This is a genomic window from Streptomyces sp. NPDC016640, assembly GCF_043076215.1.
In the GTDB taxonomy this organism is placed as follows: Bacteria; Actinomycetota; Actinomycetes; order Streptomycetales; family Streptomycetaceae; genus Streptomyces.
This window is the reverse complement of the sequence record NZ_JBIBRG010000006.1, coordinates 173,160-196,374: the sequence shown is the minus strand read 5'-3', so window position 1 is coordinate 196,374 and position 23,215 is coordinate 173,160. Positions and strand designations below refer to the sequence as shown.

General features: G+C 70.9%; 23 protein-coding genes and 1 tRNA gene. 10 read left to right on the top strand and 14 right to left on the bottom strand.

The window, feature by feature from the left end:
* Positions 1–130: 130 nt before the first annotated feature.
* Complete coding sequence (crgA, locus tag ACF07S_RS14850; RefSeq protein ID WP_391962651.1) at positions 131–385, bottom strand: cell division protein CrgA; 255 nt, start codon at positions 383–385, stop codon at positions 131–133.
* 141 nt (positions 386–526) lie between these two features.
* Here crgA and ACF07S_RS14845 point away from each other — a divergent pair, with 141 nt between their 5' ends.
* The 5 genes from ACF07S_RS14845 (at position 527) to ACF07S_RS14825 (ending at position 4,193) form a co-directional block, all read left to right on the top strand.
* Positions 527–1,306: a DUF881 domain-containing protein gene (locus ACF07S_RS14845; RefSeq protein WP_391962652.1), complete on the top strand. Its 780-nt coding sequence runs from the start codon at positions 527–529 to the stop codon at positions 1,304–1,306.
* A 144-nt stretch (positions 1,307–1,450) separates the two neighbouring features.
* Positions 1,451–1,660 (top strand): hypothetical protein, encoded by a 210-nt coding sequence (locus tag ACF07S_RS14840; RefSeq protein WP_391974321.1) that lies wholly within the window; start codon positions 1,451–1,453, stop codon positions 1,658–1,660.
* Positions 1,657–2,295, top strand: coding sequence for an aminodeoxychorismate/anthranilate synthase component II (locus ACF07S_RS14835; protein ID WP_391962653.1), 639 nt, complete (start codon positions 1,657–1,659; stop codon positions 2,293–2,295). Before ACF07S_RS14840 ends, ACF07S_RS14835 begins: the two co-directional genes overlap by 4 nt.
* The gene (locus ACF07S_RS14830) at positions 2,292–3,422 is read left to right on the top strand and encodes a class E sortase (RefSeq protein ID WP_391974320.1); all 1,131 of its coding nucleotides are present in this window, start codon (positions 2,292–2,294) and stop codon (positions 3,420–3,422) included. The genes ACF07S_RS14835 and ACF07S_RS14830 overlap by 4 nt, the downstream gene beginning before the upstream one ends.
* A 12-nt stretch (positions 3,423–3,434) precedes the next feature.
* Entirely contained in the window at positions 3,435–4,193 is a 759-nt protein-coding gene (locus ACF07S_RS14825) for a class E sortase (RefSeq protein ID WP_391974319.1), read from the top strand.
* Positions 4,194–4,294: 101 nt separating this feature from the next.
* Here the strand turns inward: ACF07S_RS14825 and pknB are convergent, their stop codons facing one another.
* From pknB to ACF07S_RS14795, 6 genes are all read right to left on the bottom strand, one after another.
* Positions 4,295–6,307, bottom strand: coding sequence for a Stk1 family PASTA domain-containing Ser/Thr kinase (gene pknB, locus ACF07S_RS14820; RefSeq protein WP_391962656.1), 2,013 nt, complete (start codon positions 6,305–6,307; stop codon positions 4,295–4,297).
* A 169-nt stretch (positions 6,308–6,476) separates the two neighbouring features.
* Entirely contained in the window at positions 6,477–7,955 is a 1,479-nt protein-coding gene (locus ACF07S_RS14815) for a peptidoglycan D,D-transpeptidase FtsI family protein (RefSeq protein WP_391962657.1), read from the bottom strand.
* Positions 7,952–9,388 (bottom strand): FtsW/RodA/SpoVE family cell cycle protein, encoded by a 1,437-nt coding sequence (locus ACF07S_RS14810; RefSeq protein WP_391962658.1) that lies wholly within the window; start codon positions 9,386–9,388, stop codon positions 7,952–7,954. The genes ACF07S_RS14815 and ACF07S_RS14810 overlap by 4 nt, the downstream gene beginning before the upstream one ends.
* Positions 9,389–9,415: 27 nt before the next feature.
* Entirely contained in the window at positions 9,416–10,957 is a 1,542-nt protein-coding gene (locus ACF07S_RS14805; RefSeq protein ID WP_391963043.1) for a Stp1/IreP family PP2C-type Ser/Thr phosphatase, read from the bottom strand.
* Positions 10,958–11,098: 141 nt separating this feature from the next.
* The gene (locus ACF07S_RS14800) at positions 11,099–11,608 is read right to left on the bottom strand and encodes an FHA domain-containing protein (protein ID WP_391962659.1); all 510 of its coding nucleotides are present in this window, start codon (positions 11,606–11,608) and stop codon (positions 11,099–11,101) included.
* A gap of 10 nt (positions 11,609–11,618) precedes the next feature.
* Positions 11,619–12,479 carry an FhaA domain-containing protein gene (locus ACF07S_RS14795; RefSeq protein ID WP_391962660.1) on the bottom strand — a complete coding sequence of 287 codons (861 nt, stop codon included), beginning with the start codon at positions 12,477–12,479 and terminating at the stop codon, positions 11,619–11,621.
* Positions 12,480–12,992: 513 nt separating this feature from the next.
* On the opposite strand from ACF07S_RS14795, the gene ACF07S_RS14790 reads away from it, so the two are divergent.
* A tRNA-Leu gene (locus ACF07S_RS14790) sits at positions 12,993–13,076 on the top strand.
* A 352-nt stretch (positions 13,077–13,428) separates the two neighbouring features.
* Here the strand turns inward: ACF07S_RS14790 and ACF07S_RS14785 are convergent.
* Positions 13,429–14,352, bottom strand: coding sequence for an NAD-dependent epimerase/dehydratase family protein (locus ACF07S_RS14785; RefSeq protein ID WP_391974318.1), 924 nt, complete (start codon positions 14,350–14,352; stop codon positions 13,429–13,431).
* The gene (locus ACF07S_RS14780; RefSeq protein WP_391962662.1) at positions 14,349–15,332 is read right to left on the bottom strand and encodes a ScbA/BarX family gamma-butyrolactone biosynthesis protein; all 984 of its coding nucleotides are present in this window, start codon (positions 15,330–15,332) and stop codon (positions 14,349–14,351) included. Before ACF07S_RS14780 ends, ACF07S_RS14785 begins: the two co-directional genes overlap by 4 nt.
* Before the next feature lie 233 nt (positions 15,333–15,565).
* Between ACF07S_RS14780 and ACF07S_RS14775 the strand changes: the two genes are divergently transcribed.
* The 4 genes from ACF07S_RS14775 to ACF07S_RS14760 all read left to right on the top strand — a co-directional run bounded on the left by ACF07S_RS14775 (position 15,566) and on the right by ACF07S_RS14760 (position 19,268).
* Positions 15,566–16,231 carry a ScbR family autoregulator-binding transcription factor gene (locus ACF07S_RS14775; RefSeq protein ID WP_391974317.1) on the top strand — a complete coding sequence of 222 codons (666 nt, stop codon included), beginning with the start codon at positions 15,566–15,568 and terminating at the stop codon, positions 16,229–16,231.
* Positions 16,232–16,481: 250 nt separating this feature from the next.
* Positions 16,482–17,954: a DUF2252 domain-containing protein gene (locus ACF07S_RS14770; protein WP_391974316.1), complete on the top strand. Its 1,473-nt coding sequence runs from the start codon at positions 16,482–16,484 to the stop codon at positions 17,952–17,954.
* A 92-nt stretch (positions 17,955–18,046) separates the two neighbouring features.
* On the top strand, positions 18,047–18,886 hold the full coding sequence (locus ACF07S_RS14765) for a J domain-containing protein (protein WP_391974315.1): 840 nt from the start codon (positions 18,047–18,049) through the stop codon (positions 18,884–18,886).
* Positions 18,887–18,938: 52 nt separating this feature from the next.
* Entirely contained in the window at positions 18,939–19,268 is a 330-nt protein-coding gene (locus ACF07S_RS14760) for a rhodanese-like domain-containing protein (RefSeq protein WP_391974393.1), read from the top strand.
* Positions 19,269–19,298: 30 nt separating this feature from the next.
* Here ACF07S_RS14760 and ACF07S_RS14755 read toward each other — a convergent pair whose 3' ends face one another.
* Genes ACF07S_RS14755 through paaA form a run of 5 tightly spaced genes read right to left on the bottom strand, consistent with a single transcriptional unit; the run spans position 19,299 to position 22,918 of the window.
* On the bottom strand, positions 19,299–20,357 hold the full coding sequence (locus tag ACF07S_RS14755; protein ID WP_391974314.1) for a 2Fe-2S iron-sulfur cluster-binding protein: 1,059 nt from the start codon (positions 20,355–20,357) through the stop codon (positions 19,299–19,301).
* Complete coding sequence (gene paaD / locus ACF07S_RS14750; protein ID WP_391962667.1) at positions 20,357–20,896, bottom strand: 1,2-phenylacetyl-CoA epoxidase subunit PaaD; 540 nt, start codon at positions 20,894–20,896, stop codon at positions 20,357–20,359. Before paaD ends, ACF07S_RS14755 begins: the two co-directional genes overlap by 1 nt.
* Entirely contained in the window at positions 20,890–21,624 is a 735-nt protein-coding gene (gene paaC / locus ACF07S_RS14745) for a 1,2-phenylacetyl-CoA epoxidase subunit PaaC (protein ID WP_391962668.1), read from the bottom strand. The genes paaD and paaC overlap by 7 nt, the downstream gene beginning before the upstream one ends.
* Entirely contained in the window at positions 21,621–21,908 is a 288-nt protein-coding gene (gene paaB, locus ACF07S_RS14740) for a 1,2-phenylacetyl-CoA epoxidase subunit PaaB (protein ID WP_391962669.1), read from the bottom strand. The genes paaC and paaB overlap by 4 nt, the downstream gene beginning before the upstream one ends.
* The gene (gene paaA, locus ACF07S_RS14735; RefSeq protein ID WP_391962670.1) at positions 21,905–22,918 is read right to left on the bottom strand and encodes a 1,2-phenylacetyl-CoA epoxidase subunit PaaA; all 1,014 of its coding nucleotides are present in this window, start codon (positions 22,916–22,918) and stop codon (positions 21,905–21,907) included. The genes paaB and paaA overlap by 4 nt, the downstream gene beginning before the upstream one ends.
* Positions 22,919–23,215: the final 297 nt, after the last annotated feature.

Here is a 23,215-nt window from a genome sequence, read left to right as displayed (position 1 = left end):
TCCACAGATAGTCTTTCCTTTTCCCCATGGCTTTCCCCATGTGGACAGAGCTGTGGATAACTCAGGGGATAGTCCTGCCCAGAGCTGGTGGACAGCTCTGGGCAGGACAACGCTCACCGTGTGACGAGCGCTACTTCCACTGCGTCGAGACGCCGAATCCGGCGGCGATGAACCCGAAGCCCACCACGATGTTCCAGTTGCCCAGGGCATCGATGGGCAGCGTGCCGTTGGTGACGTAGAAGACCACGATCCAGGCCAGGCCGATGAGGAACAGCGCCAGCATCACCGGCGCGACCCAGGCGCGGTTGGTCAGCTTGATGGTGGTCGCCTGCTTCGCCGTCGGCGGCGTGTAGTCGGCCTTCTTGCGGATACGTGACTTCGGCACGAGGGTCTCTCCTGTCGATGCGCTGCGTGACCGCGCAGGGAACTGGGTCGGGCTCGGAGCAGCGTACAAGGGGACTCTGAGCGCTTCCCCGGGCGTCCGTTAGCGTAGTGCTTCCGCGGCGCCGAAGGAGATAAGGGTACGTTGAGCAATTCTGCCGACTTCCCCGGGAGGGAATCCAGCCCCGCCCGCCGGCGCCGTGTCCGGCCCGTGCGGATCCTCACCGCGGGCGTCTTCGCTCTCGCGGGACTCATCTTCTTCACCAGCTTCGACACGGCCAGGGGCACCAACATCCGCACGGACGACTCGCTGCTGAAGCTCTCCGACCTGATCCACGAGCGCAGCCGCGAGAACGGTGAGCTCGACGAGTCCAACGGCGCGTTGCGCGACGACATAGAGACCCTCGCCGAGCGCGACAACGGCAGCACCAGGGCCGAGGCCGACAAGCTCGACGACCTGGAACAGCGCGCGGGCACCCAGAAGCTCAGGGGCGAGGCGATCACGGTCACCCTCGACGACGCCCCGCCGGACGCCACCGCCAAGCTCCCCGGCTACCCCGAGCCACAGCCCGACTACCTGGTCATCCACCAGCAGGACCTCCAGGCCGTGGTGAACGCGCTGTGGCAGGGCGGTGCCGAGGGCATCAAGGTCATGGACCAGCGGCTGATCTCCACCAGCGCCGTGCGCTGCGTGGGCAACACCCTGATCCTCCAGGGCCGCGTCTACTCGCCGCCGTACAAGGTCACGGCGGTCGGGGACCCGGGGAAACTGAAGAAGGCGCTCACGTCCTCGCCGGCGATCCAGAACTACATGGTGTACGTCAATGTCTACGGGCTCGGCTGGGACGTCGAGGACAACGGGACGGTGACGCTGCCCGGCTACTCGGGCACCGTGGACCTGCACCACGCCAAGCCCGTGGAGTAGGGGCTCCGTGCCCCGGGCGCGCCGCAGCGGTCGCCCGGGGTTCCGCCGTGGTTTCACGTGGAACAACCCCGCCGTCGAGGCGATCGGCCCCGGACCGCGTACTTGTGGAGGCCGGGAAACCGGAGGCCTTGCGCCGTTAGTCTGGTGGCGTACGGCGTGGGTCTGGTGCCGTGGTACGACGGAAGGGACGGCATGTACAGCTGGATCTGGCGGCATCTGCCGGGGAACGGATGGGCGCGGGCACTCATCTCACTCGTGCTGATCATCGCCGTGGTCTACGTCCTCTTCCAGTACGTCTTTCCGTGGGCCGAGCCGCTGCTGCCCTTCAACGATGTGACGGTGGACAACCAGTGAGTGCGCGCATTCTCGTCGTCGACAACTACGACAGCTTCGTCTTCAACCTGGTCCAGTACCTGTACCAGCTGGGCGCCGAGTGCGAGGTCCTGCGCAACGACGAGGTCTCGACGGCGCACGCCCAGGACGGTTTCGACGGGGTGCTGCTGTCCCCGGGCCCCGGCACTCCGGAGGAGGCCGGGGTCTGCGTGGACATGGTGCGGCACTGCGCGTCGACCGGGGTGCCGGTCTTCGGCGTCTGCCTCGGCATGCAGTCGATGCAGGTGGCGTACGGCGGTGTCGTGGACCGCGCGCCCGAGCTGCTGCACGGCAAGACCTCGCCGGTGGAGCACGGGGGCAGGGGCGTCTTCGCGGGCCTGCCCTCCCCGTTCACGGCGACCCGCTACCACTCGCTCGCCGCCGAGCCGGCCACCGTACCGGCGGAGCTGGAGGTCACGGCCAGGACGCGGGACGGCATCGTGATGGGGCTGCGACACCGTGAGCTGCCGGTCGAAGGGGTGCAGTTCCATCCCGAGTCGGTGCTGACCGAGCACGGGCACCGGATGCTGGCCAACTGGCTGGCGGAGTGCGGCGACGAGGGCGCGGTGGCGAGGTCGGCGGGGCTGACCCCGGTGGTGGGCAGGGCCTCGGCGTGACCGCGCTGCGCCCCGAGCGCCGGTCCGGCGCGGACGCCCATGGCGGCGCCGGCGACCAGGACACCTCGTACGGTGCGCGGCCGTACGGGGAACCGGGTGCGCACGGGGACGGCCGGCACGACGGCAGGGCGGCCGGCACGGTGTACCTGCCGCCGGCCGACGAGGAGACCGTGGCGCTGCGCATTCCCGGGCCGCCGCCGGGGCGGGGGGCGCGCGCGAGGCCCCCGGCGGAGGCGGTGTCGGGTCCCTCGGCGGATTCCGCGACGGCGTCGGGTGGCCGTGCGGCCCGGAGGAAGGCCGCGAGGAAGCGTCACGGGCGCCGTGGAGGCTCTCACAAGGCCGCTGTGGCCTCCGGGGTGGCCGAGGGCCCCGAGGGGGCGTCAGAGGCGTCCGCAGGGGCGTCCCGGACCCCGCTGTCCCGGGTGGAGGCGCGTCGGCAGGCGCGGGCCCGCAAGGCGAGCCCGGCGGTCGTGGCGAGCCGGGCGATCGGCGAGGTGTTCATCACCACCGGTGTGCTGATGCTGCTGTTCGTCACCTACCAGCTGTGGTGGACGAACGTGCGGGCCCACGCGCAGGCCGGCAAGGAGCTCAGCGACCTCCAGGACGACTGGGCGAACGGTGAGCGCAAGCCGGGGGCCTTCGAACCGGGGCAGGGCTTCGCGCTGCTGCACATTCCCGAGCTGGACGTGGTGGTGCCGATCGCGGAGGGCATCAGCAGCAAGCGGGTGCTCGACCGGGGCATGGTGGGTCACTACGCGGAGGGTGCGCTGAAGACGGCGATGCCGGACGAGAAGACCGGCAACTTCGGGCTCGCGGGCCACCGCAACACGCACGGCGAGCCGTTCCGGTACATCAACCGGCTGGAGCCGGGCGATCCGATCGTCGTGGAGACGCAGGACACGTACTACGTCTACAAGATGGCGTCGATGCTGCCGGTGACGTCGCCGAGCAATGTGAGCGTCCTCGAACCGGTGCCCAGGGACTCGGGCTTCACCGGGCCGGGCCGCTACATCACGCTGACCACCTGCACACCGGAGTTCACCAGCAAGTACCGCTTGATCGTCTGGGGCAAGATGGCCGAGGAACGGCCGCGCAGCCGGGGCAAGCCGGATGCGCTCGTCAGTTAGGGCAGAGGAAACGTGGCAGCGACCGCCGAGGACACCGAACAGCACACCGACGCTCCCGCGTCCCCGCCCCCTGCCACGCGCCGCCGTCTGGGCCCGGTGGCGATCGCCGTCAGCCTCTTCGGCGAACTCCTCATCACCGCGGGCCTGGTGCTCGGCCTGTTCGTCGCCTACTCGCTGTGGTGGACGAACGTCGTCGCGGACCGTGCGGCGGACAGGCAGGCGGACGAGGTCCGTGACTCCTGGGCCGACGGGCCCCGCGGTGACAGGGGCCCCGCCTCCTACGACAGCAGGAACGGCATCGGCTTCCTGCACGTGCCCGCGATGAGCGGTGAGGAGATCCTCGTCGAGAAGGGCACGTCGATGAAGGTCCTCAACGACGGCGTCGCCGGCTACTACACCGACCCCGTGAAGGCGACCCTGCCGACGTCCGGCAAGGAGGGCAACTTCTCCCTCGCCGCCCACCGGGACGGGCACGGCGCGCAGTTCCACGGTATCCACAAGATCGGGAAGGGCGACCCGATCGTCTTCGAGACGAAGGACAAGTGGTACGTCTACAAGACCTACGCGATCCTTCCCGAGACCTCGAAGTACAACGTCGACGTCCTGGCGAAGATCCCGGAGGAGTCCGGCAGGAAGAAGGCCGGCCACTACATCACGCTGACCACCTGCACGCCGGTGTACACGAGCACGTACCGCTACATCGTCTGGGGCGAGCTGGTCCGCACGGAGAAGGTGGACGACGAGCGGACCCCGCCGAAGGAGCTGCGCTGACCGCGACCTCCTCGTAGGAGGCCGGTCGCCGACGGAAGAGCCCCGGTCCCCTCTCTCCGGAGAGAGGGGACCGGGGCTCTTGCCGTACGGGGTCCTACGGGTCAGTCGTCCTCGCCGCCCCCGGTGAGGCCGCCGAAGATGCCACCGTTGCCGCCACCGCCGTTGTTGTTCCCGACCTGGTCCACGGTGACCAGGTCGACCGCCGTTCCCTTGTCGACCGGGTTGCCCTGGCCGGGGTTGGAGGCGACGACGCGCGCGTTCCCGTTCTGCGACCCGGCGATGTTGCCGACCGCGAGTCCGGCCTCCTGGATCATCCTCCTGGCGTCATCGAGGGTCTGGCCGTTGATGTTCGGGACCGCGACCTTCTCGTTCGCCTTGGCCTTGCCGACGACGATCTGCACCTGGGAGTTCTTGTCGACCTGGGTGTTCGCCGCCGGGGTGGTGCGGATGACCTTGCCGACCAGGTTCGGGTCGCCGGTCTCCTCCTCGGTGCAGTTGCCGATGAGTCCGTTGGCCGTCATCTGCGCCTTGGCCTCGTCGCACGTCTTGTTGATGACGTCCGGGACGGTGGACTTGGCCTCCGCCTTGGCGATGGTGAGGGTGATGGTGGTGCCCTTCTCCACCTCCTCGCCGAGAGCCGGGTCCTGCTTGAGGACGGTGCCGGGTGCCTCGGCGTTCACCTCCTCCTTGACCTCCACGGCGAACTCGTACTTCTCGCCCTCGAGCTCGGTCCTGGCGTCCTCGAGGCTGTCGCCGACGACGCTCGGCACCGCCACCTTGGGCGCCCCCGTGGAGACCACCAGGTTGACCGTGAAGTCCTTCGGGACCTCGGTCCCCGCCTCCGGGTCCTGGCTGCAGATGTTGCCCTTGCTCTGGTCCTCGCAGGGCTTCTCCGTGAAGCTGAGCTTCACGTCACCGTTGACGGCCCGTTTCTCGGCGTCGGCCCTGCTCTCGCCGATGAAGTTCGGGGTCGTGACGGTGTCGTTGTCCGCGCCACCGGTGCCGTTGATGGCCCAGCGGCCGATCATGATGGCGCCGATGAGGACCAGGACACCCGCCACGACCAGCAATATCGTGGAGGTGTTGTTCTTCTTCGGCTGGCGTCGGCGGCTCTGGCGGTCGTCGTAGCCGTAGCCGCCGTCGTCCGGGTTCATGGGCGGCAGCATCGAGGTCGCCGCCCCGGCGCCGGCGTCCGAACGGAGGGCCGTCGTCGCCTGGTCGTCGGGATAGCCGCCGTAACCGACCGCACCCAGTGCCGCGGTCGCCGCGACGGGCTGGCCGTCGAGGCAGGCCTCGATGTCGGCGCGCATCTCGTCGGCCGACTGGTACCGGTAGTCGGGGTCCTTGACCAGCGCCTTCAGCACGATCGCGTCCATCTCGGGCGTGATCTCGGGGTCGAAGACGCTCGGCGGCTGCGGTTCCTCCCGTACGTGCTGGTAGGCGACCGCGACCGGGGAGTCGCCCACGAAGGGCGGCCGGACGGTCAGCAGCTCGTACAGCAGGCAGCCGGTGGAGTAGAGGTCGGACCGCGCGTCGACCTGCTCGCCCTTGGCCTGTTCCGGGGAGAGGTACTGGGCGGTGCCGATGACGGCCGAGGTCTGCGTCATCGTCATGCCGGAGTCGCCCATCGCACGGGCGATGCCGAAGTCCATCACCTTGACCTGCCCGTTGCGCGTCAGCATGACGTTGGCGGGCTTGATGTCACGGTGGACGATGCCGGCTCTGTGCGAGTACTCCAGCGCCTGGAGGATGCCGATGGTCATCTCCAGCGTCCGCTCCGGCAGCAGCTTGCGGCCGCTGTGCAGCAGCTCACGGAGCGTGGAGCCGTCGACGTACTCCATCACGATGTACGGGATGGAGACCCCGTCGATGTAGTCCTCGCCCGTGTCGTAGACCGCGACGATCGCGGGATGGTTGAGCGAGGCGGCCGACTGGGCCTCCCGGCGGAACCGGGCCTGGAAGGACGGGTCGCGCGCGAGATCGGCGCGCAGCGTCTTCACCGCCACCTGGCGCCCGAGCCTGGTGTCATGCGCGTGGTAAACCTCCGCCATGCCACCACGGCCGAGCACCGGGCCCAGCTCGTACCGGCCGCCTAGGCGACGCGGCTCTTCCATAGCTACCTACCAGCCCTCTCCGTCGGTCCCGGGCGGCACGCTCGTGCCGCCGGAGGCTCCCGTCCGGGCCTACCGTACCCGGCTCGCTTTGTGTGACCTGGCCAAGTGCGCCGGCCGATGCAGGACCGGTACCGCAACGTGCACCGATGTGCAGCAGACGTGAGCGGAGTCACTGCTTGCCCTTGACAACCGCCTCCATGACGCTCTTGGCGATCGGTGCCGCGAGGCCACCGCCGGAGATGTCGTCGCGCACGGCGTTCTCGTCCTCGACCACGACGGCCACGGCCACCGGTGAGCTGCCGTCGCTGTTCTTGGCGTAGGAGATGAACCATGCGTAGGGGTTCTTGCTGTTGTCCACACCGTGCTGGGCGGTACCGGTCTTGCCGCCGACGGTGACGCCGGGGATCTGGGCGTTCCTGCCGGTGCCGTCCTGGACGACCGTCTCCATCATCGACTGCAGAATCTGAGCGTTCTCCGCGGACAGCGGCCGGCTCATCTCCTCCGGGTCCGTCTTCTCGATGGTGTCGAGGCTCGGGGCCTGGAGCTCGTCGACCATGTACGGCTTCATCAGCGTGCCGTTGTTGGCGACGGCCGCGGAGACCATGGCCATCTGCAGCGGGGTGGCTGCGGTGTTGAACTGGCCGATGGAGGACAGGGCGACCTCCGAGGGCGCCATGTCCTCGGAGAAGACCGAGGCGCTGGAGCGGACCGGGACGAACTGCTCCTCGGCGAAGCCGAACTTCTTGGCCATCTCCAGCATCTTGTCGTTGCCGAGATCGGATCCGATCTTGCCGAAGACCGTGTTGCAGGACACCCGCAGCGCCTCGCGCAGGGTGGCGTTCTCGCAGGGGATGTCGCCCTCGTTCGGCAGTTCGGTGGTGGTTCCGGGCATCGTCCACGGCAGCGGCGAGTCGGTCTTCTGGTCCGCGTCCTCGTAGAGCCCGTTCTCCAGCGCGGCCGCCGCGGTGAGCACCTTGAAGGTGGAACCGGGCGGGTAGACCTCGCGCAACGCCCGGTTCAGCATCGGGTCGTCCGGGTTGTTCTTCTTCTGCAGCTTCTCCCACGCCTTGGTGTCCGTGTCGAGGCTGTTGCCGGCGATCGTGGACGGGTCGTACGACGGGAAGGAGGCGAGTGCGAGGATCTTGCCGGTGGACGGCTCGATCGCGACGACGGAGCCCTTGCCCCCCTGCTTCTTCAGACCCTCGTAAGCGGCCTTCTGAGCGGCGCCGTCGAGGGTGGTGACGACGTTGCCGCCCTCCTTCTTCTTGCCCGTGAGCATGTCGAGCGTGTTGCGGAAGAAGAGGCGGTCGTCGTTGCCGGTGAGGATGCCGTCCTCGATGGACTCCAGCTGGTTGGCGCCGAAGGCCTGTGAGACGAAGCCGGTGACCGGCGCCCACATGGCGCCGTCCTTGTAGGTGCGCTTGAACTTGTAGTCGCTGCCCGACGTCTCGGTGGAACCGGTGATCGGCTTCCCGTCGACGATGATGTTGCCGCGCGGCTGGGCGTAGCGCTCTATGGAGACACGGCGGTTCTTCGGGTTGTCCTGGAGCGCGTCCGCTTTGACGTACTGCAGCCAGTTGTCCCGGATGAGCAGGGTGAGGATGAGCAGGCCACAGAAGATCGCGATCCGGCGCAGGGGCTTGTTCACGGGCGGACCACCTGGGTCATCTCGGCGTCGGGGTTGGCAGCGGGCGTGGGCGCCGGGCGGCGGGCGGTGTCGCTGATGCGCAGCAGGATGCCGACCAGAGCCCAGTTGGCGATCACGGAGGAACCGCCGGCCGCGAGGAAGGGCATCGTCATGCCGGTCAGCGGGATGAGGCCCATCACACCGCCGGCGACCACGAAGATCTGGAGGGCGAAGGCGCCGGACAGGCCGATCGCGAACAGTTTGCCGAACGGGTCCCGGGCGGCCAGTGCGGTCCGGACACCGCGCTCGATGATCAATCCGTAGATCAGCAGGATGGCCATGACGCCGGCCAGACCGAGTTCCTCGCCGAAGGTGGCGAAGACGAAGTCGGAGTTCGCGGCGAAGCCGATGAGGTCGGAGTTGCCCTGGCCGAGGCCGGTGCCCATGACGCCACCGGACCCGAACGACATGATCGACTGCCCGATCTGCTCGCAGGCACCGGACGTCTCGTAGCAGCCGAACGGGTCCAGCCAGGCATCGACACGGGCCTGGACGTGGCTGGCGAACGAGGCCACACCGACGGCGCCCGCGGCGGACATCAGCAGACCGATCACGATCCAGCTGGTGCGTTCCGTGGCGACGTACAGCATGACCACGAACATGCCGAAGAACAGCAGCGAGGTGCCGAGGTCGTTCTCGAAGATCAGGATGAGCAGGCTGACGGCCCAGATGGTGATGATGGGGCCGAGGTCCCGGCCACGGGGCAGGTAGAGCCCCATGAACCGGCGGCTGGCCAGGGCCAGCGCGTCCCGCTTCACCATCAGGTAGCCGGAGAAGAAGATAGCGATGACGATCTTGGCGAACTCGCCGGGCTGGATGGAGAAGCCCGCGACGCTGATCCAGATCTTGGCGCCGAACACGTCGGCACCGACTCCCGGCACCAGCGGCAGGAGCAGGAGGACCAGCGCCCCCATCATCGAGATGTAGGTGTAGCGCTGGAGGATGCGGTGGTCCTTGAGGAAGACGAGCACCGCGACGAACAGCGCCACGCCCACGGCGGAGTACAGGAGCTGGTTCGGGGCCGACGGGCTGAACTCCCCGTACTGGCGCTCGGCGAGCTGCTGCAGCCGCTGCGACTGGTCCAGCCGCCAGATCACCACCAGTCCCAGCCCGTTCAGCAGGGTCGCCAGGGGCAGCAGCAGGGGGTCGGCGTAGGCGGCGAACTTCCGCATCACCAGGTGGCCCACCCCCGCCAGCAGACCGAGCCCCAGCCCGTATGCGAGCAGGCCCGACGGCACGGAGCCGTCGATGGCCAGCCCCACGTTGGCGTAGGCGAAGACCGGGATGACGACGGCGAACACCAGGAGCGCGAGCTCGGTGTTGCGGCGGCTGGGTGCGCCGATCGCGCCGATCGTGGACGTGTGCTGCGGCGACGGGTTGGTAGTACTGCTCATCGTGTGACAGGGCCTCTCACGGCTTGCCTACTGCTTACCGCACAGCGAGACGACCTTCTGCTCCTCCTCCGAGAGGCTGGGGCCGGGGCTGGGAGTGGGTGCGGTCGTGGACGGGGACGTGGACTGCTCCGGGGCCTTCGGCGAGCCCGACGGGTTCGGCGACGGCGAGGCCTTGGACGCGAAGGAGGCGGGCGTGGTTCCCGTGGTGCCCCCGGCCTCGCCCTCGCCGGTGGCCGCGTTCCGCTCATTCTGGGCGGCGCGCCGGTCGGCCTGCTTCTTGCACGCGGAGGCCTGCACCGACAGTTCGTCGATCTTCGCCCGGGCGCCGTAGAGATCGCCTTCGGCGATCGTCGCCTCGACCAGCTTGCGCTGGTAGGGGGGCAGGTACTTGAGTTCGATCTCGGGGTGGTCCTTCTCGACCTTCGACAGCGAGACCCAGGCCAGGTCCTGGCTGATGCCCCGGTACAGCGCGACGTGGCCGTCCTTGGTGCCGACGTAGTACTGCGTCTGGGTCCAGCGCCAGCCGCCGTACACGCCGCCGCCGATGACGGCGAGGGCGAGCAGGCTGTACACGGACCTCTTGAGCCACCGGCGGTCCTTGCCGGGCTTGACGAAGTCGTCGTCGGCGTAGCCGAAGCCGTCGGTGGGGATGAAGCCGGTGATGTCGCCGCTGCCGGGCGGGCCGAACTCGCCCCCGCCGCCCCCCTGGCGCCGGCGGCCCAGGCCGGAGGCGCGTCCGGCCGGGGTCTGCATGATGCCGTTGTCGTGGAGCTGGTTCTGGTTCTCGGCGACGGCGCCCACCACGACCGGGGTGTCGGACAGCTGCCCGGCGAGGGTGTCACCGGTGTCGAGGTCCAGGACGTCGGCGACGATCACGGTGATGTTGTCGGGGCCGCCGCCGCGCAGGGCGAGTTCGATCAGGTTCTGCACCGTCTCCTCGGGACCCTGGTAGCTGGCCAGGGTGTCCTCGAGGGTCTGGTGGGAGACGACGCCGGACAGGCCGTCGGAGCAGATCAGGTACCGGTCGCCGGCCCGTACCTCGCGGATGGACAGGTCGGGTTCGACGTGTTCGCCGCTGCCGAGGGCCCGCATGAGCAGGGACCGCTGCGGGTGGGTGGTGGCCTCTTCCTCGGTGATCCGGCCCTCGTCGACCAGGCGCTGCACCCAGGTGTGGTCCTGGGTGATCTGGGTGAGGGCGCCGTCGCGCAGGAGGTAGGCGCGGGAGTCGCCGACGTGCACCATGCCGAGTCGCTGACCGGTCCACAGCAGGGCGGTCAGCGTGGTGCCCATGCCTTCGAGCTGGGGGTCTTCCTCGACCATCATGCGGAGCTGGTCGTTGGCCCGCTGGACGGCGCTGCCGAGCGAGGTGAGCAGGTCGGAGCCGGGGACGTCGTCGTCGAGGGCGACGATGGTGGAGATCGCCTCGGAGGAGGCGACCTCGCCGGCGGCGGCACCGCCCATGCCGTCGGCGATGGCGAGCAGGCGCGGACCGGCGTAACCGGAGTCCTCGTTGCCCTCCCGGATCATCCCCTTGTGCGATCCGGCGGCGAAGCGCAGGGACAGACTCATGCGCACCTCGCCTGTCGGCTCCGGGTACAGCCGGTCGTGTCGAGCCACACTGCCCACCCTCCGGTCGGGAGCGCGCCGGGATCCTGGGTGGGGACCCCCATCGCGTGCTCGCTCCGCTCGCGCTCATTCATTGGTGTAGCACTACTTCCGCAGCTCGATGACGGTCTTGCCGATGCGGATCGGTGCGCCCAGCGAAATCGGCGTGGGAGTCGTCAGCCGGGTCCGGTCCAGGTAGGTGCCGTTGGTGGAGCCCAGGTCCTCGACGATCCACTGGCCGTCGCGGTCCGGGTAGATCCTGGCATGGCGGCTGGAGGCGTAGTCGTCGTCCAGCACGATCGTGCTGTCGTGCGCCCGGCCCAGAGTGATGGTCTGGCCCTGAAGCGCGACGGTCGTGCCGGTGAGGGTGCCTTCGGTCACGACCAGCTTGGTCGGGGTGTTGCGGCCGCGGCGTCCGCCGCCGGACTGCTGGCGCTGCTGCGGTGGTGCCTGGCGGGCGGCCTGTTGTGGCCGGCCGGATTCCCGCCGGGATCCGCGCTGGGTGACGCGGGTCCCGAACAGATCACTCCGGATGACCTGCACGGCCACGATCACGAACAGCCACAGTACGGCCAGGAACCCCAGCCGCATGACCGTGAGGGTCAGCTCTGACATTGCCCCCGCTTCACCCTTCGGCTTGCCTATAGATAACGGTGGTGCTGCCCACGACGATCCGCGAGCCGTCGCGGAGCGTAGCGCGGGTGGTGTGCTGTCCGTCCACCACGATGCCGTTGGTGGATCCGAGATCCTGGATCGTCGAGGGCGTTCCGGTCCGGATCTCGCAGTGCCGGCGGGAGACGCCGGGGTCGTCGATCCGTACGTCGGCTTCGGTGCTGCGGCCCATCACCAGGGTGGCGCGGGAGATCTGGTGGCGGGTGCCGTTGATCTCGATCCAGTAGCGGGTGCGCCCACCGGGTGCGGGTGCGGCGGGGGGCCGCTGGCCGCCCGCCGGCTGCGGGTAGCCGTAACCGCCGGGGCGTTGACCGGGTGGCGGCGCGGCGGGCATGGGCGGGGCGCCCGCGGGGGCGGCCGGCGGGTAGCCGTAACCACCGGGCCGGCCGGCCGGCGGGGCGCCGCCGGGGCTGCCTGCTCCGGGATCGGCCTGGCTGGTGGAGGAGGCGAGCGTACGGCTGCGCACCCGGTACAGGCCGGTGTCGAGGTCGTCCGCCTTCTCCAGGTGCACCTTGATGGGGCCCATGAAGGTGTAGCGCTGCTGCTTGGCGTACTCGCGCACCATGCCGGCGAGCTCGTCGCCGAGCTGGCCGGAGTACGGGCTGAGCCGCTCGAAGTCCGGGGTGCTCAGTTCGACGATGAAGTCATTGGGTACGACCGTGCGGTCGCGGTTCCAGATGGTCGCGTTGTTGTCGCATTCCCGCTGGAGCGCTCCCGCGATCTCCACGGGCTGCACCTCGGACTTGAACACCTTGGCGAAGGTGCCGTTGACCAGACCTTCGAGACGCTGCTCGAACTTCTTCAGGACTCCCATGGGGCACCTCCTCCGTCGCTGCCGTCCTGTGTACTGCCCCGTGCACCGTTTCGTGCACCGCTTACCTGGTACTGCTTACTGATCGTATCCACGCGCCGGTCGATCGGCTGGTTCCCCCTGTCCGCCCGGTCGACGGGTGTCGACGGGTGTCGACGCCTGACGAAGTTCCCTGCGGGACTCCCCTTCGAACTCCTTCGGCCGTGCTCGTGCGCGTCGTTCTGCCATGGATCGTAGAGGGGGCCGCAGACCAGTGTCCCGCACCCCGCTGTGGACTCCGTCCGGCTCCTGGGGAGACGGGGACTACCGGTACGAGGTTGATACGTGAAACGGTCGCCGCCGCCGCACGGGGCCGCGGGAGGCCGTCCGGGGTGATCGGGGCCGTTCCGGGCGGGTCGGGGCGGGGCCGGCCGGGGCGGGGAAAGGGATGTGAATCCACCCCGATCAGCGTGCTAATGTTCTGGGTGTCGGAAGGCGCAAGACCCCCCAGGGGCAGGGCCCGAGGACACACCCAATGCGCGGGTGGCGGAATAGGCAGACGCGCTGGATTCAGGTTCCAGTGCCCGCAAGGGCGTGGGGGTTCAACTCCCCCCTCGCGCACACCGTCGAACGGGCGGCATCCATCGGATGCCGCCCGTTTCGCATGCCCCGAACGGGCGGGACCGTGAAGGGCGTGTGAGGAACATCTCATGATCCTTTTCGTCGCGGGATGACGTGACGTTCACCCGCGGCGGTGGTCGCAGGGGCTGCCGGAGCGGGCGAAGGGGTCCGTGCGGCGGCGTGCGGAGAGGGGCCGTGGGCGGGACCGGGGAGGGGGTGCGGAAGGGCCCGTGGACGGCGTTCCCGCGCCGTGAGCCGGCCCGGGCGGTGGTGCGCCGGGGAGGGTGGCCGACCTGTTCCGCCGGCCGTTGTGTCGCGTGAACCGACCGGTCGGTTTTCGCGGTCGCCCGGGTCAGCGGGCGGTCAGGTGCGACCGGTACCAGGGTGCCGAGCGCGCGAAGGTACGGGCGAAGCCCTCACCCGGTGAGCAGTCCAGGTCCTTCCAGAAGCCGTCGTCCGCGAACCAGTGGTCCACGGTGAGCATGCCGAGGTGGTGCAGCGCGCGCGGGGACCCCGCGGCCCGGTCGCGGGCGGTGGCCACATCCACCACCGCGCCTTCGCCCGGCCGCTCCACGTGCTCGCACACGGCCGCGAGCAGCTCCGAGGCGGGAACGGGGTCCGGGTGGCCGACGTAGTGGGCACCGGACCCGAGGTGCGGGGACAGTGCCGCCGCGGCGACCGCCCGGCCCAGGGTCTCCACGTCGATCACCGAGTGGAGGGCCGCGCACCCGGTCACCGTCGCGGACAACTCCCGCAGCAGTCCCACCAGTCCGGGGATCACCCAGCGGTCCCCCTCCCCGTGGACCAGGTGGGGCCGCAGCACCAGGCCGCCCGCGTCGAGGACATGGCGTTCGGCCGCCGCGCGGGTGCGGCTGGTGGCCGAAGCGGGCGCGATCGGGGCCTCGCCGGGCCGTACGCCGTGGAAGGGGCCCCGTCCGTGGACGGCGGCGGTGCTCACGTACACGATCCGGCGCACTCCGCCGCGTACGGCCTCCTCCACCAGGGCCTCGGTGCCGCGGTCGTTGACCGCCGCGACGGTCCGCGGGTCGCCGCCCACGCCGGAGGCGCAGTGGACGAGGACGTCGACGCCGGCGCAGGCGCCGCGCAGGGTGCGGGGGTCGGCGAGGTCACCGGGTACCGTCGCGGCGTCCGGCCGGCCGGGCGGCGTACGACGGGACAGCGACCGGACGCGGACACCGGTGCGCCCGCGGACTGCTGCCGCGACCCGGCTGCCGATGAAGCCCGTCGCACCGGTGACCAGGAGGCCGACGGTCACGGCAGGGACCGTACCGGGACGGCGGGCGGGCAGGTGAGGGTGGCGGCGAAGACGGGCTCGTCGTCCTGGCGCCCGGTCACCCGTACCGACACCTCGTCGTCGTCCTTGTCGAGCACCTCGGTGTCGATCCAGCAGGGCCGGTCGAGTTCGGCGTAGCGGCTGAAGGAGGAGGACAGGTCGGAGGGCAGGAAGGGCCGCCGGCCCGACGCGGCGGTCGCCGCCTGGCGGGCCGCCTCGAACAGGACCATGCCGGGGACGTGGTCGTTGGGCCGGGGGAAGAGCACCGGGTGGCCGGTGTGCGCGCGCAGCAGCCAGGTGCCGGGCCGGTCGGCGGGGGCGAGGACGACGTCCTCCGCGCGGTCCCGGCCCACCAGTTCGGGCGGGATGGGTGCCGGCAGCGGCATGCGGGCGCCCCGGGCGGTCAGCTGCCGCCCTCGCAGGCGGCGGTAGGCGGCCGGTGTGGTGCAGCCCGTACTGCCGGTACCCCGGGCGACGAGCCGTCCCGCGCGGTGGAACTCCATCGTCGTCCGCATGCCGTTCAGGCCGCGGCCCCGGCGGCGGACCTCGGAACAGACGACGTCGACCGTGACCGGCTCGGCCGCCTCCGCCAGCAGGAGGCGGTCCGGGTCGGCGGAGATCTCCAGGTCCCGCATGACGAAGTGGGTGTCGGCGGGAACACCGAACTCCGCGTGGGCGAGGGCCATCGAGGTCTGACGCAACGTTTCACCGACGATCATCGGATCCTGGTGGCGTTCGTCGACGGCGCCGAAGAAGGTGTGATCGGCGGGCCAGCGGGCGGTGACACGGAAACGGACGTCGGAGAGCCGGACCCACTCGAGGGGGAAGACGTCCTCCGTGCGGGGGCGGTGGGCGAGTTCCGTCGTGACGCGGGTACGGGTGCGGGTGCGGGTGACGGGCTTACCGGCGGTGTTTGCGGGTGAGCCCCGATGTCCGGTCTGATCCTCCGTGGGTGCGCTCAAGGACTCCGGCTGCGGCATGAGGAACCCCCGGGGATCGGCAATCTTGCTCCGGTCGGCCCGCACTAAGATACGGACGAGACGGTTTTTTTCCAAGGGTGATCCACATCGCCGGAGACGAGCCCACGCGCCCCGCGCGGTGCGAGGACCACACGGCGCCTTCACGGCGGCTTCACGGTGCCTGCATGGCGCGACCCACGAAACCCACGCGATTCACCCAGATCAGGAGGCACCCGATGGCGCGACAGGAGCGCGCGATCCGCACCCGGCGAACGATCCTGGAGGCGGCCGCGGCCGTCTTCGACGAACGCGGCTACACCTCGGCGACCATCGGGGAGATTCTGGAGCGGGCCGGGGTCACCAAGGGCGCGCTGTACTTCCACTTCGGCTCCAAGGAGGAGCTGGCGCTCGGCGTGTTCGAGGAGCAGCTGGCGATCTCCCTGCCGCCCCAGTCCAGCAAGCTGCAGGAACTCGTCGACTCCGGCCTGGTGCTGGCCCTGCGGCTGCGGACCGATCCGCTGGTACGAGCCAGCGTGGGACTGGCCCTGGACCAGGGCGCGTTGGGGCTGGACCGCACGCCGGCGTTCGGCATGTGGATCGACCAGACCACCCGGACGCTGTCCGAGGCGAAGGCGGGGGGCGAGCTGCTGCCGCACGTCGACGTCACGGAGACGGCGGAACTGCTGGTCGCGAGCTTCTCCGGCGTGCAGCTGCTGTCGCAGCTGCGCTGCCAGAGACAGGACCTGGAACACCGGGCCGCCGTGCTGTTCCACCACATGCTGCCGGGCGTCGCCGTTCCCGCGGTGCTGGCCCGGCTGGACATCTCGCAGGACCGCGCCGGGCGGCTGCTCGCCGAGGGACAGCTGCTGCCGGTGACGGGGGAGGTCGCGGAGGCGGGGTAGGCGCCGTTCGGACGGATCGGTCGTCCGTGGATCGGTCGTCCGCGGATCGGTCGTCCGCGGCCTGTCTCTCCGCGGCCCGGCCTCTTGCTCCACGGCTTTCTGAGCCACGGCCTCTCCGGTCTGCGACCCGGGTTTCCACAGGGCGGGAGTCGTCCACAGGGTCTGACGCGTTTCGGCCACCGGCTGTACGGTCGGCACGACTGATGTCGGCGCGTGTACGGCACGCAGGTGGACGGGGGAGGCGGTCGCCGTGACCGAAGTGGGCGGGACGCTCGGGACAGACGGGGCCGGTGGTACCGGCGCGAGGAAAGAGGCCGGAGCAGACACCGGGAGCCGGACGCGGCGGCTGCCACGGGTGCCCGGGTTCGCCGAGTGGCCTGCCGCGGGCAGCCCCAAGGAGGAGGGCAAGGCCCTGCGCGGGCGGGTTCCGCGCAGCGCACACGCCACCCTCGACCTGGACGCCGCCCGCCCCGATGCCATGAGCGCCGTCGAGGAGTCCAGCCGCGGTCGGCTGCCCGAACTGGCCCCGCTCCGGGTGGGCAGGATGGCGGCGACGCCGTTCGCCTTCCTGCGCGGATCAGCGGGCCTCATGGCGTACGACCTGGCGCGCACGCCCATGACGCGGATCGGCGCGCAGATCTGCGGTGACGCCCACGCGGCCAACTTCGGTCTGTACGGCGACGCGCGCGGCGGGCTGGTCATCGATCTCAACGACTTCGACGAGACGGTGCGCGGCCCCTGGGAGTGGGACCTCAAGCGGCTCGCCACCTCCCTGGTGCTCGCCGGGCGGGAGGCCGGCGCCGACGAGGACACCTGCCGTGCGGCGGCCCACGGCACGGCGGGCGCCTACCGCCGCACGATGCGGCTGCTGTCCAAGCTGCCGGTGCTGGACGCGTGGAACGCCATCGCGGACGAGGAACTGGTCTCCCACACCGACGCCCACGATCTGCTGGGCACCCTGGAGCGGGTGTCCGAGAAGGCCCGCTCCAACACCAGCGGCCGTTTCGCGGCCAGATCGACCGAGGCGGACGAGGACGGCGGGCGCCGTTTCGTCGACGCGCCGCCGGTCCTGCGCCGCATACCGGACGACGAGGCCGCCGCGGTGGCCGCCTCGCTGGAGCAGTACCTCGGCACGCTCCCGCCCGACCGCCTTCCGCTGCTGGCCCGGCACGCGGTGCACGACGTGGCGTTCCGCGTCGTCGGCACCGGCAGCGTGGGCACCCGCTCGTATGTCGTGCTGCTCCTGGACCACCGGGGCGAGCCCCTGGTCCTCCAGGTGAAGGAGGCGCGCCCCTCGGCGCTGGTGCCGCATCTGCTGACGGCCGGCTTCGAGGCTCCCGAGGCCGGACACGAGGGCAGACGAGTGGTCCACGGGCAGAAGCGGATGCAGGTGGTGAGCGACAGCCTGCTGGGCTGGACCACGGTGGACGGCCGCCCCTACCAGGTGCGCCAGTTCCGCAACCGCAAGGGCAGCGTCGATCCGGCGGCACTGGCCGCCGACCAGATCGACGACTACGCCCGGATGACCGGCGCCCTGCTGGCCCGCGCCCACTCCCACAGTGCCGACCCCCGGCTGATCGCCGGTTACTGCGGCAAGAACGACGAACTGGACGGGGCGGTGGCGGCGTTCGCCGTCGCCTACGCCGACCGCACGGAGGCCGACCACGCGGACCTGGTGACAGCGGTGCGGTCGGGACGGATCGCGGCGGAGACGGAGGCCTGAGCGAGCACCCGGCCCGGTCTCGCCGGCTCGACCCGGGGCGTGCCTCCGGTGCGCGGCCGTGCGGCCCGGGGCGGGTGGCCTACGCTGTCCGGGTGACGACCTCGGAAGGTGAGCAGGGTGGCGGCGCCGGTGCGGGACAGACGCCCGGCGGTGGTGGTGCGGCGCGGCCCGAGGAACGGCTGGAGCAGGCCGTACGTGCGGCCGAGCAGGCGCTGATCGAGTTCGAGATCGCCGTGGAGACCTTCCGCGTCGAGGTCGAGAACTTCTCCCGGCTGCACGAACAGAAGCTCGGTCCGATGTACGCCCGGCTCGAGGAGCTGGACGCCCGGATCCTGGAGGCCAGGGCCGCCCGCAGCGAGGATCCGGAGGATCTGCGCCGGGCCGACGAGGCGCGCGCCCGGCTGATGCCGATCCCCGGCGTCGAGGAGCTGCTGAACGGCTGGATGGACGGGGACGGCCTCTTCCCGGAGGCCGCCGCCATGCTCACGGACCGGCCGGTCCGGCCCCCGCAGCGGGTGCGGCCCAGCGAGGAGGCCCGCAAGCTCTACCGGGACCTCGCCCGCAAGGCCCACCCGGATCTGGCGCAGGAGGACGCGGAACGCGTCCGCCGCGAGGAGTTCATCACCCGCGTCAACGCCGCCTACGCCCGTGGCAACGAGGCCGAGCTGCGGGAACTCGCCGAGGAGTGGGCGGCGGGGCCGGAGCTGAAGCGCGCCCCGAGCGCCGGCGAGGAGCTCTACGCCCGTCTCGAATGGCTCTCCCGGCGCAAGGAAATGCTCACCCTGGTCGCCAGGGAGCTCGAGGAGGGCGCCATCGGCTCGATGCTCCGCCTCGCACCGGACGACCCCGACGGGCTGCTCGAGGAGATCGCCGGCCGGCTGCAGGCCCAGGTCACCGAACGCGAGGCGGAGCTGGCCGCGCTGCTGGCCTGAACCGGCGCCCGTCCCGTCGGGTAGCGTCGGAGACATGAGTTTTGGAGCTGGTGTGCCCACGGTCCAGGTCACGGACCTCAAGGACGGCGACTTCCTGCTGGACGTCCGCGAGGACGACGAGTGGAGGGCCGGTCACGCCGAAGGGGCGCTGCACATTCCCCTCAGTGACTTCGTGGCCCGCTACGGCGAGCTGACCGAGGCCGCCCCGCAGGACGGCCGGGTGCATGTGATCTGCCGTTCCGGCGGACGGTCCGCCCAGGTCACCATGTATCTGGCCCAGCAGGGCATCGACGCGGTGAACGTGGACGGCGGCATGCAGGTGTGGGAGTACGCCGGCCGCCCCGTCGTCACCGACGACGGGCAGCCGGGTTACGTCCTGTAGCGGTCCGGGCGGGTCCGGCCGGGGCCGCCCCTACCGGTCGAAGTCCAGCTCCACCCGCTCCGTCACCGGATGCGACTGGCAGGCCAGCACATAGCCCGCCCGGGTCTCCTCCGTCTCCAGCGCGAAGTTGCGGTCCATCCGCACCTCACCCGAGACGAGGAAGGCGCGGCAGGTTCCGCACACCCCGCCCTTGCAGGCGTAGGGCGCGTCGGGCCGGTTGCGCAACACCGTGTCCAGCAGGGACTCGCCGTCCTGGACGGGCCAGCTGCCGCCGCGTCCGTCGAGCAGGGCGGTGACCATGCTGTGCGCGGGCGCGGGTGCCGTGGAGACGGGCGCCGCGCCGGCGTCCACGTGGAAGATCTCCTGATGGATCCGGGCGCGGCCGACGCCCAGACCGCGCAGCGCCGCCTCGGCTCCCTCGACCAGCCCGTACGGCCCGCACAGGAACCAGCCGTCCACCTGTTCCACGGGCAGCAGGGCCGGCAGCAGCCCGGTCAGCCGCTCCCGGTCCAGCCGCCCGGACGGCAGCCCCGCCTGCTGCTCCTCCCGGGAGAGCACCGTCACCAGCTGGAACCGCTCCGGGTAGCGGTCCTTCAGGTCGGCGACCTCCTCCAGGAACATCGTCGAGGCGGTCGTCCGGTCGCTGCGGATCAGGCAGAACCGGGCCCGGGGTTCGCGGGCGAGGAGGGTCGAGACGATCGACAGCACCGGGGTGATGCCGCTGCCGCCGACGATCGCCGCGTACCGGCCGGGCGCGGGAGGGAGCGTGAAACGGCCGGCCGGGGTCATCACCTCCAGTTCGTCGCCGAGACCGATCTCCTTGAGCGCGTACGTGGAGAAGGCGCCGCCCTCGACGAGCCGCACGCCGACCCGGAGGGCGCTGGGAGCCTCGTCGCCGGGGGCGGGGGAGCAGATGGAGTAGGTGCGCCGTATCTCCCTGCCGTCGGCGGTGCGCCGCAGGGCCAGGTGCTGGCCGGGCGCGTACCGGTACTCCTCGCGCAGGTCCGGGGGGACGGCGAGGGTGAGGGCGACGGAGTCGTCGGTGAGGCGGTCGACCGCGGCCACCCGGAGCCGGTGGAAGCGGGCCATCACAACTCCTTGAAGTGGTCGAACGGTTCGCGGCAGGCCAGGCAGCGGCGCAGCGCCTTGCACGCGGTGGACGAGAAACGGCTGAGCAGTTCGGTCTCGGCGGACCCGCAGTGCGGGCAGCGCACGGGGGCCAGGTCGTCCTCCTGCGGGGCCCGGCGGGCGCGTATCGGCCCCAGCTCCACCCGGACCGGCCCGGAGGCCGCCCGTACGCGTGGCGGGGCGATGCCGAACTCGCGCAGTTTGCGGCGTCCTTCGTCCGTGATGTCGTCCGTCGACCAGGCGGGCGCGAGCACGGTGCGCACGGTGACCTCGCGCACTCCGTGTTCGCGCAGCACCCGCTCTATGTCCAGGCTCATCGCCTCGACGGCCGGGCAGCCGGTGTACGTCGGGGTCAGCTCCACCTCGACGGCGGCGGCCCCGCGCACGTGCACCGCGCGCACCACACCCAGCTCGCGCAGGGTCAGCACGGGCAGCTCGGGGTCGGGCACCGAACCGGCGAGTTCCAGGAGCTCCGCCTCCAGCGGGGTGGTGGTCACCACGTCGCCCCCGGGTGGCTGCGGTGCAGGTGCTGCATCTCGGCGAGCATGCGGCCGAAGGGCTCGGTGTGCAGGCCCTGGCGGCCCGCGCCGGCCGCCCACGCCCCCGTGCGCGGGCCCTCGGGCACGGTCAGCGTGGCCCGGCCCAGCACGTCGGTGACGCGCTCCAGCCAGGCCGCCTCCAGCGCCGCGCGGTCGACGTCGAGGCCGTCGACCGGCTGGAACATCTCGCCGGTGTAGCGCCACAGCGCGTCCACGGCCCGCTGCGTCCGCGTGTGGCTCTCGTCCGTGCCGTCGCCGAGTCGCAGTGTCCACTGCTCGGCGTGGTCAAGGTGGTAGGCGGTCTCCTTGACGGCCTTTCCGGCCAACGGGGCGAACGGACCGCCGGCCGAGGCGAGTCCGGTGTAGAGGAGGTGCTGGTGGGCGGAGAAGTACAGCTGCCGGACGATGGTGTGGGCGAAGTCGCCGTTCGGCTGCTCCACCAGCTGCAGGTTGCGGAAGGCGCGCTCCTCGCGCAGATAGGCCAGCTCGTCCTCGTCGCCGGCCATCGACAGCAGCACCCGGGCCTGGCCCAGCAGGTCCAGCGCGATGTTGGCGAGGGCGACCTCCTCCTCCAGTACGGGGGCGTGGCCCGCCCACTCGCCCAGGCGGTGGGAGAGCACCAGCGCGTCGTCCCCCAGGGCGAGGGCGGCTGCCGTGTGGGCGGTGTCCTCGGCGGGTGTCGTCGTCACAGGTGCCGCACCCCCTCGGGGATCTCGTAGAAGGTCGGGTGCCGGTAGGGCTTGTCCGCGGCCGGTTCGAAGAACGGGTCCTTCTCGTCGGGGGAGGAGGCGGTGATCGAGGACGAGGGCACGACCCAGATCGAGACGCCCTCGCCGCGCCGGGTGTACAGGTCGCGGGCGTTGCGCAGGGCGAGTTCCGCGTCCGGCGCGTGCAGGCTGCCGGCGTGGGTGTGGGACAGTCCGCGGCGCGAGCGCACGAAGACCTCCCACAGGGGCCAGTCGGTGTGGGTCATGCTCGCGCCGCTCCTGTCTCGCCGTTGGTGTGCTTGGCCGCGTGGGCCGCCGCCGCCTCCCTGACCCAGGCGCCCTCCTCGTGGGCCCGCCTGCGCCGGGTCAGCCGCTGTTCGTTGCACGGGCCGTTGCCCTTGAGGACGTCCCAGAACTCCGTCCAGTCGATCCGACCGAAGTCGTGGTGGCCGCGCTCCTCGTTCCACTTCAGGTCGGGATCGGGGAGGGTGAGGCCGAGGGACTCGGCCTGGGGGACGCAGATGTCGACGAAGCGCTGACGCAGTTCGTCGTTGGAGTGCCGCTTGATCTTCCAGGCCATCGACTGGGCGGAGTGCTGGGACTCGTCGTCGGGCGGGCCGAACATCATCAGCGACGGCCACCACCAGCGGTCCACGGCGTCCTGTGCCATCGCGTGCTGCTCCGGGGTGCCGCGGCTGAGGGCCAGCAGCAGCTCGTATCCCTGGCGCTGGTGGAAGGACTCCTCCTTGCAGATGCGGACCATGGCGCGCGCGTACGGGCCGTAGGAGCAGCGGCACAGGGGGACCTGGTTGGTGATCGCGGCGCCGTCCACGAGCCAGCCGATCGCGCCGACGTCCGCCCAGGTCAGCGTCGGGTAGTTGAAGATGGAGGAGTACTTCTGGCGGCCGGAGTGCAGCTTGTCGAGCAGCTCGTCGCGGTTGACGCCGAGGGTCTCGGCGGCGCTGTAGAGGTACAGGCCGTGGCCCGCCTCGTCCTGCACCTTGGCCATCAGGATCGCCTTGCGGCGCAGCGAGGGAGCGCGTGTGATCCAGTTGGCCTCGGGCTGCATGCCGATGATCTCGGAGTGCGCGTGCTGGGCGATCTGCCGGACGAGGCCGGCCCGGTAGGCGTCCGGCATCCAGTCGCGCGGCTCGATCCGCTCGTCGGCGGCGACGGCCGCCTCGAAGGCGCGCTCGAGGTCCGCGGTGCCGCCGATGCCGGCCGGTTCGTCGTACACGTGGCTGCCGGCCGTATCGCGGGCGGCTGCTGTCGCCATGGGGTCCCCCTCGACCTGGATGCTTCCCGGAGCACGCTCCCGGCAACGCTCTTCCGGAGCAGGCTCCCGACCGATCGTTCGGTTCGTGCGATTCCATGGTGAGACGGGCGCCGCGAGGTGTCAACCGCTGTGGATAACCTGCGGGGGCACCTGTGGAGGACGGTGTCCGGGACCGCGGATGTGGTGACGGCCACGGAACGGAAGGTCCGGACGGGACTGTGCCCGGGCGGCAGGTGCTGAGTACCGTCGGCAGGTGCTGAGTACCGTTCCGTGCGGCGGAGCGGTCGTGCGGGGCGG

What these genes read in the sequence shown, in the direction of transcription:
- pknB (WP_391962656.1), bottom strand. Translation starts at nt 6,307, where the DNA reads ATGGAAGAGCCGCGTCGCCTAGGCGGCCGGTACGAGCTGGGCCCGGTG.
- ACF07S_RS14810 (WP_391962658.1), bottom strand. Translation starts at nt 9,388, where the DNA reads ATGAGCAGTACTACCAACCCGTCGCCGCAGCACACGTCCACGATCGGC.
- ACF07S_RS14805 (WP_391963043.1), bottom strand. Translation starts at nt 10,957, where the DNA reads ATGAGTCTGTCCCTGCGCTTCGCCGCCGGATCGCACAAGGGGATGATC.
- ACF07S_RS14800 (WP_391962659.1), bottom strand. Translation starts at nt 11,608, where the DNA reads ATGTCAGAGCTGACCCTCACGGTCATGCGGCTGGGGTTCCTGGCCGTA.
- ACF07S_RS14795 (WP_391962660.1), bottom strand. Translation starts at nt 12,479, where the DNA reads ATGGGAGTCCTGAAGAAGTTCGAGCAGCGTCTCGAAGGTCTGGTCAAC.
- ACF07S_RS14775 (WP_391974317.1), top strand. Translation starts at nt 15,566, where the DNA reads ATGGCGCGACAGGAGCGCGCGATCCGCACCCGGCGAACGATCCTGGAG.
- ACF07S_RS14755 (WP_391974314.1), bottom strand. Translation starts at nt 20,357, where the DNA reads ATGGCCCGCTTCCACCGGCTCCGGGTGGCCGCGGTCGACCGCCTCACC.
- paaB (WP_391962669.1), bottom strand. Translation starts at nt 21,908, where the DNA reads ATGACCCACACCGACTGGCCCCTGTGGGAGGTCTTCGTGCGCTCGCGC.
- paaA (WP_391962670.1), bottom strand. Translation starts at nt 22,918, where the DNA reads ATGGCGACAGCAGCCGCCCGCGATACGGCCGGCAGCCACGTGTACGAC.